We start from the raw sequence: 12,621 nt of genomic DNA, 5'->3' as shown, positions 1-12,621 counted from the left end.
GGGTTTAAGAGCTCTTTTGTTAAAGCTTAAATGCTTTAGGCCTCAGTGACAGAGCCGCCTGCAGCCTCGATCTTGGACTTTGCGGAGCCCGAGAACTTGGTTGCGGTGACGTTGACGGAGACGTTGATGTCGCCGTCGCCGAGGACCTTCACCGGCTGGTTAGCGCGGACGGCGCCCTTTGCAACCAGGTCGGCGATGGTGACGTCGCCACCGTTCGGGAACAGACGCTCCAAATCCGAAACGTTGACCACCTGGAAGGTGACCTTCGCCGGGTTCTTGAAGCCCTTCAACTTCGGCAGACGCATGTGAAGTGGCATCTGGCCACCCTCGAATGCTGCCGAAACCTGCTTGCGGGCCTTGGTGCCCTTGGTGCCGCGACCAGCGGTCTTACCCTTGGAAGCCTCACCACGGCCGACGCGAGTCTTCTTCTTCTTAGCACCCGGAGCCGGGGCCAAGTCGTGGAGCTTAATTGGTTCGCTCATGGTTTACCTACTCCCCCGCTACTTCTTCAACCTCGACCAGGTGACGCACAACGTTCACGAGACCGCGCACAGCCGGAGAATCCGGGCGGACGACGGAATCGTTGATGCGCTTCAGGCCGAGGGTGCGCAGCGAATCCTTCTGCTTCTGCTTGGTACCAGCGGTACCACGGACCTGGGTAATCTTCAGTGCCATGGAAATCACGCTCCCTGACCTGCGCGTGCGCGCAGCATACGTGCCGGGGTAACCTCTTCGAGGGACTTGCCACGACGTGCGGCGACCTCTTCAGGGCGGACCAGCTGCTTGAGAGCATCAACGGTTGCGTGAACAACGTTGATGGAGTTGTTGGTACCCAGCGACTTGGACAGAACATCCTGAACACCGGCGCACTCGAGAACCGGGCGGACAGCGCCGCCGGCAATCAGACCGGTACCCGGAGCAGCCGGGCGCAGCAGCACGATGCCAGCAGCGGTCTCACCCTGAACCGGGTGGGTGATGGTGCCAGCAATCATCGGGACGCGGAAGAAGTTCTTACGAGCCTCTTCAGCACCCTTCTGGATAGCTGCCGGTACTTCCTTGGCCTTGCCGTAGCCGACGCCGACCATGCCCTCGCCGTCACCGACGATGACCAGAGCGGTGAAGCTGAAGCGACGACCGCCCTTGACGACCTTGGAAACTCGGTTGATAGTTACTACGCGCTCGATGTACTGCGAACGCTCGTCCTGCTGGCGACGGTCGTTACCGCGGCCACCACGACGGTTGTTGTTCTTGTTGTCAGCGGAGTTACGTCCGCCTTCGCGCTTATCGCGTTCCGACATCACGCATTCCTTCCGTTGGACTTGTAAGTGCGCATTAGAACTTCAGACCACCTTCACGGGCAGCCTCGGCCAGAGCAGCAACGCGGCCGTGGTACTGGTAGCCACCGCGGTCGAAAACGACCTTCTCGATGCCAGCATCCTTAGCGCGAGCAGCAATCAACTCGCCGACCTTGGCGCTCTTGGCCTTCTTGTCGCCCTCGAAGCCACGGAGATCTGCGTCCAGAGTGGAAGCAGCTGCCAGGGTACGACCGATGGAGTCGTCGATAACCTGAGCGGTGATGTGGCGGGAAGAGCGGTGCACGACGAGGCGCGGTGCCTCGGAGGTGCCGCGGACGTTCTTGCGCAAGCGTGCGTGACGGCGGGCGCGGGCGACACGACGACGAGTCGAGATGTCCTTGCCTACCGGGAGGCGCTTTTCGTTGGTGTTGCTCATTACTTACCCGTCTTTCCGATCTTGCGACGGATCTGCTCGCCATCGTAACGAATGCCCTTGCCCTTGTAAGGATCATCCTTACGCAGACGACGGATGTTAGCTGCGAGCTGTCCGACCTGCTGCTTATCAATACCTGTGATCGACAGCTTGGTGGTGCCGTCGACGTCGAAGGTGATACCTTCCGGTGCTTCGATCAGGACTGGGTGCGAGTAGCCCAGGGAGAACTCGAGGTCCTTGCCCTTCTTGGCGACACGGTAACCGACACCGAAGATTTCCATCTTGATGGTGTAGCCCTCGGTCACACCGACAACCATATTGTTAATCAGCGAACGGGACAGACCGTGCAGGGAGCGGCTCTTACGGTGGTCATCCGGGCGGTTGACCACAATCTCATTGTCCTTCAGCTCAACGGTAATTGGAGCCGGGATAGAGACAGACAGCTCGCCCTTCGGGCCCTTGACGGAAACGTCCTGGCCGTTGACCTGGGCAGTAACGTTTGCCGGGACAACGACAGGGTTCTTACCAATACGAGACATTGTGTAGTTCCCCCTTTACCAGACGTAAGCGAGGACTTCCCCGCCAACCTTCTTCTCGTAAGCCTGACGGTCAGTCAGCAGGCCCTGAGACGTGGAGATGATAGCCACGCCCAGGCCGCCGAGGACCTTCGGCAGGTTAGTGGACTTTGCGTAAACACGCAGACCCGGCTTGGAGACGCGACGCACGCCAGCGATCGAACGCTCGCGGGACGGGCCGTACTTCAGGTTCAGGGTCAGGGTCTTGCCGACCTTGGCATCCTCGACTGCGTAGTCCGCAATGTAACCCTCAGACTTGAGGATCTCGGCGATGTTAGCCTTCAGCTTGGACGACGGCATCGAGACAGAGTCATGGTACGCGTTGTTAGCGTTGCGCACGCGCGACAGCATGTCGGCGATTGGGTCAGTCATGGTCATGGTTAGTGACCGCTTCCTTTCTCGCTGCGGTTCCTTCCCACCTCGTGGCTAACTCCAATGACCGCGCAAACAGCAACTGTCACACGGCAAAAGCTTAAGTTGGAGTGATTACCAATATCGTGATTCCGGCGATTTAAGGGCTACTGTTCGCCAACTCGGTTCAATAGCCGAGTCAGCTCGCCACCCAGGTGACGCCAGAGACGATGCGAGGCGAGGGGCCTACAGCAAAGTTCTTACATTTTTACTGCCGCACCTCTTATAGAGGGCAGACCTGGTGATATTAACAAATACCGGCCGAAATGCAAAAACGCCGCGGACGGACGTTAGTCCGCTCACGGCGTGAAGCCCCACCAACTAGCGGTGGAACTCAATTCCTAGCCGACATGGTGCCGGCGAAAGGAAATTAGTAGAGCTGGTCGGCGATGATGTTACCCATTGCCTTTTCACCAGCCACCGTCGGGTGGTTGGTCATCGGACCCATCACCGGGTCTGCGAAACCGGCGACGAAGCGCTCATCCGGGTTCGGGTTGCAGGTACCGTGGCCGAGGGTTGCCTCGTAGACGTCAATGAAGCCGGCACCTACGTGGTGAGATGCGGAGCGAATGCTGTCACGGAATGCACCCTGGATCTCGCTGGCACCCGGTGCCGGGATCGGGAAGGTCTGGTCCGAGGTGTTGACCAGGCACAGCTGATCATCAGTGGCGTACTCAGGGTACGACGCCAGGACGACCTGAGCGCCCGGGGCAACCTGGTGGACGCGGTCAGTGAACTGACGCAGCGTCTGCTTGAACGCGGATGGAGCCTGGGGATCCGGCTTTGCGACAAGCTCGCCTGCCACGTCAACCCACTGGACCCAGTCCATGCCGCCGTACATCAGGACAACCTTCTCGGTGCCCTCTCCGATGTCGCCGTACTGGATGGAAGCCTCCAGGTATGCGAGGAGCTGACCCGGGAAGCCGCCAAGACCGTTACAGGACCAGTCACCCAGGGACTTGTTCAGCTTCGAAGCTGCAATCTTCGGCCAGTTTTCCATGTCGGTAGCGCAGTTAGCGACCAGTGCGTTCTGTCCCGGCGCCAGGCCACGCGGGCCGCCCTTACCGGCATTAGCGGTGAAGGAGTCACCGAAGGTAACGATTTGCTTGACGCCCTTCGGGCCGGTGTCGCCGATACCCGGAATCGGAATGTTCGGCATTTCCGGCAGTGCCGGCTGTGCGTTGGCAGCACCTGCACCCAAGCTCAGACCCAGAGCCGCAACAGTTGCAATAGCAGCCGAGCGGACGGCCACGGAGAAGTTCTTCATGTAGTTAATCCCTTTGCGTTTTAACTTAAGAACCGCTCTGTGTAGAACCACTGGCTCAATCACACAGAAGCTGAAGTCACTTAAGTCTTGCCCAAATTGATAACGACCACAATGCATTTTGGCGGCCGTCACTATGACGAATGGCAGTTTACAACGAAATCATCACAAACGCCTAACTTTCAACTGAGAAACCTTGTGGCTTTACTAATTTCCAACCCCCAAAAAGGGTCAACTTTCCCACCAGCAACACTGGTAACTTTTACGCAGGCCCCGCACAGCGACCTCACTCCCCCACGAACATAAGCAGTTAACAGAGCAGCAAAAAGCCCCGGAGGCCAAGCGGCATCCGGGGCTTCAGGCAAAAGCTACCGAAGAGGCAAAACTACTTCTTGAACGGGAAGCCCAGCTCGCGCAGCAGCGCGCGGCCTTCCTCGTTGTTGGTAGCGGTGGTCACAACGGTGATGTCCATACCGCGCGGGCGGTCGATCTTGTCAACGTCAATCTCGTAGAACATGGTCTGCTCAGACAGGCCGAAGGTGTAGTTACCGTGACCATCGAACTGCTGATCAGACAGACCGCGGAAGTCGCGGATTCGCGGCAGAGCCACGGTCAGCAGACGATCCAGGAACTCCCACATACGGTCGCCACGCAGGGTGACGCGAGCGCCGATGGCGTCGCCTTCACGAAGCTTGAAGTTAGCGATCGACTTGCGAGCACGACGGGTCTCTGGCTTCTGACCGGTGATCAGAGTCAGGTCGTTGATAGCACCGTTAATCTGCTTCTTATCCTGAGCAGCAGCGCCGACGCCCATGTTGACGACGACCTTGGTAACGCCCGGAATCTGCATGACGTTCTCGTAAGAGAACTCTTCCTGCATCTTGCCGCGAATTTCATCGCGGTAACGGGCCTTCAGACGAGGGGTGTAATTTTCGCTCATGCTTAGATGTCCTTCCCGGTACGGCGGGAGATGCGAACCTTCTTGCCATCCTCATCGAAGCGGTAACCAACGCGAGTCGGGGTACCATCTTCGTCGACCAGCATGACGTTCGACACGTGAATCGGAGCTTCCTGAGTGACAATGCCACCCGAGGATGCACCGCGCTCCGCAGCGGAGTTTGCAACGTGCTTCTTGATACGGTTAACGCCCTCGACCAGGACCTTGTCGCGCTTCGGGTAGGCCTCGATGACCTTGCCCTGAGCACCCTTGTCCGGACCGGAGATAACCAGCACGGTATCGCCCTTACGGATCTTCACTTAAATCACCTCCGGTGCGAGCGAGACAATCTTCATGAACTTCTTGTCGCGCAGTTCACGCGCGACCGGGCCGAAAATACGGGTGCCCTTCGGCTCACCGTCAGCCTTGATGATGACAGCTGCATTCTCGTCGAACGAGATGTAGGAGCCGTCCGGACGACGGGTCTCCTTCTTCGTGCGAACGATGACTGCCTTAACGATTTCGCCTGCCTTGACGTTGCCGCCCGGAGTAGCTTCCTTGACAGTTGCGACAATGGTGTCGCCAATGCCAGCGAAGCGTCGGGTCGAGCCACCGAGAACGCGGATGCACAGAATTTCACGTGCACCAGTGTTGTCGGCAACGCGCAGACGGGATTCCTGCTGAATCACTGCGTTTCTCCTGACCTGGTTGCATTGTGCGTCAGATTTCCGTCCTAAACGCACGCGGTCTTTATGTCTTGCGTTTACGCTTTACGACGGAAGCACCTGCTAGAGGTAGCTTTCCTATCGCTTTGACCTCGTGCTAACTACGGCCATAGACCGTTGAGAGCAGCACGCAGCCACTTCGCGCAACCTGTGTATTATGGCACGTTCGTACGGGACAACAAAATCCCTTAGTTTCATGCCCCCAACATGGTTTATGCCTTCTGCGGCAACCCTATACTAAGACAGTGACAAATCAACATTCCGAGAGTGCTCAGACGCAGCCAGCACAGACGCTACCGGTATCGCTACTTGCCGGGTTGGCCTTGTTATCCGCCGCCGCCCCGTTCGGCGCAGATACATACCTGGCATCCTTCGTGGAGATTGCACGCGAGTTCTCTAGCTCCGAATCCATGGTTCAGCTCACGCTGACCACCTTCATGATTGGTATGGCTGCTGGGCAGCTCGTCATTGGCGCCCTCTCCGATAGTTTAGGTCGCAAGAATCTGCTTCTCATTGCGACTTTGGTGTTCTTGGGCTCGTCAATCCTCTGTGCAGTAGCACCGAATATTGGCACGCTTATTGCAATGCGCCTGTTCCAGGGGTTAGCTGGTGGCTCCACAGTTGTTCTGGCTCGTTCTGTAGTACCAGACCTCTTGACGGGCAAGGCATCAGCGAGAGCTTTCTCCACGCTGATGGGCATTTCCTCCATCGCCCCGGCAATCGCTCCCCTTGTGGGCGGTTTTCTAGGCCCCGCATTCGGCTGGCGCAGCGTGTTCTGGTTTCTCGCAGCCATCAACGTCGCCATGGTCGCGATTGTGGTTCTGATGGTTCCGGAAACTCTGCCGCCTGAGCGACGCTCCACAGGTGCTCTGCGCAATCTCCTACCCAATATTGGCCGGCTGCTGCGGCGGCCAGTATTTGTCGGCTACTTGTTGGCTTTCGCTGGTGGCTTCTCGGTGATGTTTTCGTACATCGCTGCGTCACCCTTTATCTTCCAGGAGCTGCTGGGGCTAACCCCTACTCAGTTTTCTCTCGTATTCGCATCCAATGCAGCGATGTTGACATTTGTGTCAATCCTCAACGGCAAGATGATCAACCGGCTTCATCCCCGCAAGGGCATTTTAATTGCCCTTACGGTCATGCTCGTGACGTCGATAGGCCTGATTATTAATGCCACCGTCGGGATTACTTTCTTCACTACTTGGCTGTTGCTGTTCATTACGGTACCGATGATGCCGCTAATCTTCGCCAATGCCACGGCACTCGGAATTGAGGAGGTTCGAGATATCGGAATTGGCTCAGGTTCCGGTCTCATGGGCTTCACACAGTTCCTCGCGGCCGCCACGGTTTCCCCGTTGGTGGGGCTTGGTTCCAATCTGCCCCTCTCGATGGCTATTTCGATGTTGACCTGTGCATTGATTGCACTGACCGCGGTGTTGACATTGACGCGCGCCGACCTCCACAAACGCTCACACCGACTTCCATAAGAGCTACGAGCGAGAGGACTCCCCGCGTTTCACTTCACTGGTTGAGAATGTGCCCGAATCGGCATTAAATCGATGGTGCGGCCTCGTACCACCCGTAGGCATGGGGCTGACATGGGAGAAAGGTCCTGCCATGACCACGCACACACATCCTCATGAACCACATAAGGCATCTGAGACGGCGAAACTCAACTGGCTTCGCGCCGGAGTCCTCGGAGCCAACGACGGTATCGTCTCCACTGCTCTAATCTTGCTCAGCGTGATTGCAGCAGGTTCCTCTCGCGAAGCCATTCTGACTGCTGGCGCCGCGGCCGTTATCGCTGGGGCTATCTCGATGGCCCTGGGTGAATACGTCTCGGTTTCAACCCAGCGCGATACTGAGCGGGCACTGATTGCCAAAGAAAAGGCCGAGCTTAAAGACTTTCCAGATGAAGAGCATAAAGAGCTCGTGGGGATTCTCTCTAGCTACGGCATCCCAGAACATATCGCCGAAGATGCTGCCCACGGCATCGCACAAAGCGATCCGCTGGCGGCTCACCTAAAGCTGGAATTGGGCATTGACGGTGAGGAACTTACCAACCCCTGAACTGCTGCCGGTTCTTCGGCACTGTCGTTCCTACTCGGCGCCATCCTGCCAATGATTGCGGCACTGATTTTCACCGGCCCCACCTCTGGCGCAATCGCAGTCACCGTTGTCACCATCGTGACTCTGGCCCTGACCGGCTACATCAGCGCCAAGCTCAGCTCCACGCACTCCGGCAAGGCTGCGCTACGCCTGGTGATTGGTGGTGCACTCGGTTTGATTGTGTCCTACTTCGTCGGTCTGCTCTTCGGGCAGGCTGTCGGTTAGACCGTCAAATAGGTGCCCGGTTAACGCACAGCGAAACTCAAAACCTAGTCAACATAGCTGGTCTTCGTCTGGTTCAACCAGGCGTAGACCGCGCCGATCCCCAGGCCACCACCTACGAAGTTGCCCAGCCACACGGCCACCCAGTTAACAGTTATGTGCAGACCATCGAAGGCTGCAGGATGCGGATCAGCGAAAAAGGCCAAGGAAAACAACGAGAAGTTCGCAATCACGTGCTCGAGTCCAAGCCCAACGAACACTGCAATAATCGGCAGAATCACAACGAACTTCGAAATGATTTCCTTGGCTTGAAGTGCACCTAGGACAGCCATATTGACCACGAAGTTCGCACCCATGGCCTCTACGAAAGCGCCGAAGAACGGCTTGGCCAGCTTCCCCTCAGTCAAGGTGGAAATCAGATGTGTGTCATCGATCCCACCGAGCTTGGCGCTCTGGCTGAGCACCAGCGCCACAATCGCCGCACCGATGAAGTTGTAGAACGTAGCGACGGCCACCATTCGAAAGGCCACTCCCCACGCCATGCGTCCGCGTGCGGCGGACCAGGACACAAACATCATGCTGCCGGTCGCAAGCTCCGCACCGAGCACCACAATGGCGAACAGCCCAAGCCCGAACAGGCACGCAAAAACCAGTCCCCCAGTCCCCGGCGCGACGCCCTCTGCCACTTGTCCAGCGACCGCTGCAAAGGCCGTCCCGAGCGTCAGGTACATACCCGCCAGGACCGCTCGCACGGCAAATCGTCCGTAGTCCTGCGTCAACAGTTCCTGTTTCTTGTCGCCAGCCGTATCCAGCGTTTCGTATAGCGTCACCGCCGAAGCCTTTCCCTGCGTGCCGTTAATTGCAGTTATTCGCATAAAAGAATAACGACAGGCTGACGCGGAATCGCAACCGCTTTACGACGGTCACAGCGCCCTACCCCCCCTAGGCGCTGCAACCAGGAACTGCGATTCACCGTCGAAGAGAGGCAGATTTACTTCTTCTCTGCGGTAACAGCAGGTTTCGCAGCAGTTTCTGACTTCGGCTCGTCCTTCATGGTTGAGGCAATGGCCGAGGCAGCCATACCGATGTAAAACGGCCAGCGCAAACGTAGGTTCACACCAAAGATGGCCGGCTCGGTAATACCGAATAGCGCCGACATACCGGAGGCGCCAGCCAGACCTTTAAGCTTCTCACTCTTGGCCAGGAAGTACACCGCCAGTGCGGCACCACCTTGGGCAATATTGGCCATCGATGCCGTCGCGAAAATGAACGAGCCTCCCTGATCCCACAGCATGTACTCGATTGGAGGGAAGGACTGGTGCAGACCAGTGATGACAATTGGCGAGTAGACCAAGCCGAACAAGAAGCCACCCACAGGTCCCGCGAATTCGTACAGATTTGCAAGACCAATACCCAGCCATTCACCTGCAGTGCGCAGTACTGGACCAATGGCGGCAAAGGTGATGAAACCAGTGATGAGCAACGTCAACAGTGGTGTCAGCATGAAGTCGACAGTGCCCTTGAGACGCTTATGGAAGAACTTCTCAATCGTTGCCAGAATCCATGAGATAACCAGAATCGGCAAGATGAATCCCACCCTCCGGGCCGGAGGGAGCAAGCGCACGGACGCGGTTCTGCGATGGTATACGGCGTCCGTCTGCCTTCAAGTTTCCGGTATAAAAGAGCCACACATCATCGCCATCAACAGCCGCGCCGCCCGAATAACAACCATGCTTGTCATAGGGCATGTCCGGATACAGCGCATCGGGGTGATGACGCCACCGCTCCGCTGTCGTGAGCGACGCGGACGCATGCCCCCACCCAGTTCTCTTCGGAGCATGTGGAAAGCATGGATCATGCTGGTCGAACACATGCAGTGTCTCGCCGTCCACGAAAAGGCCATTCGGGTCATTCAGTCGGCCCTGTGGCGGTGACAGATGGTAATTCGGCCGATAGGTCATACCCCCCCCCCGATATTATTGAAGTCATGGCTATTTGTGTTTGCGGCGAAGGTCTGGTTGACCTCGTTCCGGTATCTCCTGGCAGCCTCAATAACCACGTGCCGGCGCTAGGCGGGGGTCCCTACAACGTCGCGGTCACGGCCTCTCGCCTCGGTGCGGATGTTATTTTCCAGTCCCGCCTGTCTACGGATGGATTCGGAAATGAGCTGGTCAAGCACTTGGAAACCGAAGGGGTCGACACCACTTACGTTCAACGTGGCCCAGAGCCGACCATTCTGGCGGTAACCACCATCCACGACGATCGCTCTGCAACATACACCTTTTACACCGACGGCACGGCCACCCCACTTGTGGAGCCGAAGCTCATCGATGCGAATATCGCATGTTTTGGCACGCTGTCGCTGGCGCTGGAACCGGGTGCCAGCCGATACGCGGAATTGCTCAAGCAGTTCGCAGCCAACGACACCCTAGTCGCTTTGGACCCGAACATTCGCCCCATGTACGCAACGGATGCACACCGCGAATTCCTCATGGGCTTGCTCCCCTACGTCAATTTGTTGAAGCTCTCGGATGAGGAAGTCGAGTTCCTTGGCGAAGAGGCGCTGACTAAAGTTCCGGCCGCTGTCATCACCCGAGGTGGCGATGGGCTCACTTTGCTTGCCGACGGAAACCGCATCGATGTCCCAGCCGTCAACGCGAATGTCGTTGACACCATCGGTGCTGGGGACACAATTATGGGCGCGCTGTTGGCACAGTTCGACGAGCGTGGCCTAACAGTCGCTGACCTGACTTTAGTATCACCAGATCAGTGGCGCGAGATTCTGCACTATGCGGCCGCCGCGGCTGCCATTACTGTCTCCCGTAAGGGAGCTCAGCCGCCGACGAAAACCGAAGTCGAGGAACTGCTGGCCAAGGATTCCTAGGCGGCACTACTTAGTCCGCTCGATTTAGCTCGCTCAAGCACTGCAACCAGGAACTGAGACTCACCGTCAAAGGGACGAAGATCCCACGTGGAATAACGCTGAATCACGGTGAGCCCAGCCTCCTGCGCAGTGGTTTCAAAATCGGCAAAGTCCCAACCACGGCCAGCGCCGAAGCCGATAATGGCACGACCGTTCTCCGGATTCAGCACCTCCGCGAAGCCCTGCAGTACCTTCGCGCGGTCTTCTGCCGCTACGAAAGTCAGCACATTGCCGGGGCAAATGATGACGTCGAAGGCGGATGCCGTGTCATCGTGGGGTGTGTTCTCCAGCCCGTCGTCAAGCACGTGCGGCAGCTGCGCCAAGTCCCCGACCAACCACGTCGCCTCCGGGAACTGTCGCTTTGCCTCGTCGATGAGATAGGGGTCGACATCGACGCCGACAATCTGGTGTCCAGCCTTCGCCAAGTAGCCGCCGACGCGCCCCTGCCCGCAGCCGGCATCCAGAATTCGAGCGTGGCGTGGCGCGATTGCATCCACCAACCGCGCCTCGCCGTCAATATCGCGGCCCTCGCGCACGAATCCCCGCCACCGGTTGGCGTACCGGCGGGAATGCTGCGGATCGGCGGTGATAATTTCTTTCCAAGTGCGGTGATTGTGGATGCCATTGCTCATGGCACCCATTATGGCGTAGCTGTGCAGCGACTGGTCGGGGGCAGGATACGTTAACCGGCTTGCACCTTTGAGTCGTAGTAGTAGAGATTGTCCGAGCCTACGTAGCACTCGGAGGCATAAAGTGGCTGTTGGCTGGCACTATATTCACAGCCTTGCAGCCCGCCGAAGGGGCCGACGGTTCGCCACGCGAGCTGGCGTCCGCCACCGCCAACTCCTGCATCTGCGTTTCCGCCCGAGTTTGAGGGCTCCTCATAGGTCGGTTCCGGCTCCTGGTACGTGGGGCTAGGCGTATAGGTCGTCGACGATTGGGGCGTTGTCGACTTTATGGTTGTCGTCGTCGACGTTGTGGTGGTGTAACTGTGGGTCTCTAAGAAGTCTTCGGGATCGCCGAGCACTTCTTCGATTGCGTCTACATCTATTCGACCGAAATCTCCACTTAATGCTGCGTTACGGAAGCCCTCCTCATCGTCTCGGATTTCCTCCAGCACAAGCTGGACACACGTGTCATGGATATCCCGCCAATCTTCCTCATATTTAGTAACCGGTGCATCGTAGCAATAGAGACCCGCCGAAAATTCTGCATCGTCATAATCAATCGGTTCGACTGTCGGGGTCGATGAAGTACTCATAGACGCATCATCAGCTGCGACCGCTTCGTTGCCGTCTTCCCTGTTCAGCCCTGCTAATATCGCCACAGCAAGGACGACAACAAGCGGGAGACCAATTACCGTGCCAAGGATGACCTTGGAGTTCGACGATTTCGAATCAGCACTGGCCACACCACCGGCACCCTCGGTCTTCTTCCTCGGCGCATCGCGTTTCGCCGCATCAGCGTCCACAGCGGGCGCTGCGCTCTGCTCATTACGCGGTGTCCGTTCTTGCTCTTCGGGAATCCCCTCAGAGCCTGCTTTACGACGCGGCCCCTGCCTGCGCACCGGCTCGTTGTCCTGCAACTTTCCTCCTCCATATACACCGCAGTCAGTTTCTAAACTGCTGGCGAAAGCTAGTGGCAGCGGATTGTCACAAGACCCCGCTGCATAGTGTTTCACCCCATTAGAGGTGCGCAGAAGGGAAAAAGTTCCCGCAGCGGTTGAA

15 protein-coding genes and 3 pseudogenes are annotated in these 12,621 nt (G+C 57.7%); 3 read left to right on the top strand and 15 right to left on the bottom strand.

From position 1 onward, the window contains the following. Window positions 1-35: 35 nt before the first annotated feature. The 10 genes from rplO to rplN all read right to left on the bottom strand — a co-directional run bounded on the left by rplO (window position 36) and on the right by rplN (window position 5,604). Complete coding sequence (gene rplO, locus CRD20_RS07135; RefSeq protein WP_016422071.1) at window positions 36-482, bottom strand: 50S ribosomal protein L15; 447 nt, start codon at window positions 480-482, stop codon at window positions 36-38. Window positions 483-489: 7 nt separating this feature from the next. Further along, window positions 490-675: a 50S ribosomal protein L30 gene (rpmD, locus tag CRD20_RS07130; RefSeq protein ID WP_038629359.1), complete on the bottom strand. Its 186-nt coding sequence runs from the start codon at window positions 673-675 to the stop codon at window positions 490-492. A gap of 5 nt (window positions 676-680) precedes the next feature. After that, window positions 681-1,298, bottom strand: a complete 618-nt coding sequence (gene rpsE, locus CRD20_RS07125; protein WP_005510059.1) for a 30S ribosomal protein S5 — start codon at window positions 1,296-1,298, stop codon at window positions 681-683. Window positions 1,299-1,332: 34 nt separating this feature from the next. Further along, complete coding sequence (gene rplR / locus CRD20_RS07120) at window positions 1,333-1,731, bottom strand: 50S ribosomal protein L18 (RefSeq protein WP_005510009.1); 399 nt, start codon at window positions 1,729-1,731, stop codon at window positions 1,333-1,335. Next, window positions 1,731-2,267 carry a 50S ribosomal protein L6 gene (gene rplF / locus CRD20_RS07115; protein ID WP_005509895.1) on the bottom strand — a complete coding sequence of 179 codons (537 nt, stop codon included), beginning with the start codon at window positions 2,265-2,267 and terminating at the stop codon, window positions 1,731-1,733. The genes rplR and rplF overlap by 1 nt, the downstream gene beginning before the upstream one ends. A gap of 15 nt (window positions 2,268-2,282) precedes the next feature. Beyond that, the gene (gene rpsH, locus CRD20_RS07110) at window positions 2,283-2,681 is read right to left on the bottom strand and encodes a 30S ribosomal protein S8 (RefSeq protein WP_005509822.1); all 399 of its coding nucleotides are present in this window, start codon (window positions 2,679-2,681) and stop codon (window positions 2,283-2,285) included. Window positions 2,682-3,084: 403 nt separating this feature from the next. Beyond that, on the bottom strand, window positions 3,085-3,981 hold the full coding sequence (locus CRD20_RS07105) for a GDSL-type esterase/lipase family protein (RefSeq protein ID WP_049170004.1): 897 nt from the start codon (window positions 3,979-3,981) through the stop codon (window positions 3,085-3,087). Window positions 3,982-4,363: 382 nt separating this feature from the next. Then, window positions 4,364-4,918, bottom strand: a complete 555-nt coding sequence (gene rplE, locus CRD20_RS07100; RefSeq protein ID WP_005509901.1) for a 50S ribosomal protein L5 — start codon at window positions 4,916-4,918, stop codon at window positions 4,364-4,366. Window positions 4,919-4,920: 2 nt separating this feature from the next. Continuing rightward, a complete protein-coding gene (gene rplX / locus CRD20_RS07095; protein ID WP_005509963.1) occupies window positions 4,921-5,235 on the bottom strand; it encodes a 50S ribosomal protein L24 in 315 nt (104 codons plus the stop codon). Continuing rightward, on the bottom strand, window positions 5,236-5,604 hold the full coding sequence (gene rplN, locus CRD20_RS07090) for a 50S ribosomal protein L14 (RefSeq protein WP_070438093.1): 369 nt from the start codon (window positions 5,602-5,604) through the stop codon (window positions 5,236-5,238). Window positions 5,605-5,885: 281 nt separating this feature from the next. Here rplN and CRD20_RS07085 point away from each other — a divergent pair, with 281 nt between their 5' ends. Together CRD20_RS07085 and CRD20_RS07080 are read left to right on the top strand one after the other, a co-directional pair. Continuing rightward, complete coding sequence (locus CRD20_RS07085) at window positions 5,886-7,127, top strand: multidrug effflux MFS transporter (RefSeq protein ID WP_370546065.1); 1,242 nt, start codon at window positions 5,886-5,888, stop codon at window positions 7,125-7,127. Window positions 7,128-7,257: 130 nt separating this feature from the next. Then, a pseudogene (locus tag CRD20_RS07080) lies at window positions 7,258-7,974 on the top strand (VIT family protein). A 44-nt stretch (window positions 7,975-8,018) separates the two neighbouring features. Here the strand turns inward: CRD20_RS07080 and CRD20_RS07075 are convergent. The 3 genes and pseudogenes from CRD20_RS07075 to CRD20_RS07065 form a co-directional block, all read right to left on the bottom strand. Beyond that, a complete protein-coding gene (locus tag CRD20_RS07075; RefSeq protein WP_070438090.1) occupies window positions 8,019-8,801 on the bottom strand; it encodes a formate/nitrite transporter family protein in 783 nt (260 codons plus the stop codon). Between the two features lie 221 nt (window positions 8,802-9,022). Further along, a pseudogene (locus CRD20_RS07070) lies at window positions 9,023-9,565 on the bottom strand (PTS transporter subunit EIIC); the annotation flags it as partial. Beyond that, window positions 9,549-9,932: pseudogene (locus tag CRD20_RS07065) on the bottom strand (glycoside hydrolase family 32 protein); the annotation flags it as partial. The pseudogenes CRD20_RS07070 and CRD20_RS07065, both read right to left, overlap by 17 nt. A gap of 26 nt (window positions 9,933-9,958) precedes the next feature. On the opposite strand from CRD20_RS07065, the gene CRD20_RS07060 reads away from it, so the two are divergent. Next, window positions 9,959-10,855 carry a carbohydrate kinase gene (locus CRD20_RS07060; protein ID WP_187405141.1) on the top strand — a complete coding sequence of 299 codons (897 nt, stop codon included), beginning with the start codon at window positions 9,959-9,961 and terminating at the stop codon, window positions 10,853-10,855. Here CRD20_RS07060 and CRD20_RS07055 read toward each other — a convergent pair. Both CRD20_RS07055 and CRD20_RS07050 read right to left on the bottom strand, forming a co-directional pair. Beyond that, window positions 10,852-11,535: a bifunctional 2-polyprenyl-6-hydroxyphenol methylase/3-demethylubiquinol 3-O-methyltransferase UbiG gene (locus CRD20_RS07055; RefSeq protein ID WP_187405140.1), complete on the bottom strand. Its 684-nt coding sequence runs from the start codon at window positions 11,533-11,535 to the stop codon at window positions 10,852-10,854. The two genes, CRD20_RS07060 and CRD20_RS07055, sit on opposite strands and share 4 nt — an antisense overlap. 41 nt (window positions 11,536-11,576) lie before the next feature. Beyond that, entirely contained in the window at window positions 11,577-12,479 is a 903-nt protein-coding gene (locus CRD20_RS07050) for a hypothetical protein (protein ID WP_187405139.1), read from the bottom strand. Window positions 12,480-12,621: the final 142 nt, after the last annotated feature.

Source organism: Corynebacterium sp. LK33 (genome assembly GCF_014334955.1).
Taxonomy (GTDB): domain Bacteria; phylum Actinomycetota; class Actinomycetes; order Mycobacteriales; family Mycobacteriaceae; genus Corynebacterium; species Corynebacterium jeikeium_D.
Note: the sequence above shows the minus strand (reverse complement) of the source record. Positions and strands in the feature narration are given on the sequence as shown.

Excerpts from the sequence above, each read along its gene's own strand:
- rpsH (WP_005509822.1), bottom strand. The coding sequence starts at position 2,681 with ATGACCATGACTGACCCAATCGCCGACATGCTGTCGCGCGTGCGCAAC.
- rplF (WP_005509895.1), bottom strand. The coding sequence starts at position 2,267 with ATGTCTCGTATTGGTAAGAACCCTGTCGTTGTCCCGGCAAACGTTACT.
- rpmD (WP_038629359.1), bottom strand. The coding sequence starts at position 675 with ATGGCACTGAAGATTACCCAGGTCCGTGGTACCGCTGGTACCAAGCAG.
- rplO (WP_016422071.1), bottom strand. The coding sequence starts at position 482 with ATGAGCGAACCAATTAAGCTCCACGACTTGGCCCCGGCTCCGGGTGCT.
- rpsE (WP_005510059.1), bottom strand. The coding sequence starts at position 1,298 with ATGTCGGAACGCGATAAGCGCGAAGGCGGACGTAACTCCGCTGACAAC.
- rplE (WP_005509901.1), bottom strand. The coding sequence starts at position 4,918 with ATGAGCGAAAATTACACCCCTCGTCTGAAGGCCCGTTACCGCGATGAA.
- CRD20_RS07105 (WP_049170004.1), bottom strand. The coding sequence starts at position 3,981 with ATGAAGAACTTCTCCGTGGCCGTCCGCTCGGCTGCTATTGCAACTGTT.
- CRD20_RS07060 (WP_187405141.1), top strand. The coding sequence starts at position 9,959 with ATGGCTATTTGTGTTTGCGGCGAAGGTCTGGTTGACCTCGTTCCGGTA.
- CRD20_RS07055 (WP_187405140.1), bottom strand. The coding sequence starts at position 11,535 with ATGGGTGCCATGAGCAATGGCATCCACAATCACCGCACTTGGAAAGAA.
- rplR (WP_005510009.1), bottom strand. The coding sequence starts at position 1,731 with ATGAGCAACACCAACGAAAAGCGCCTCCCGGTAGGCAAGGACATCTCG.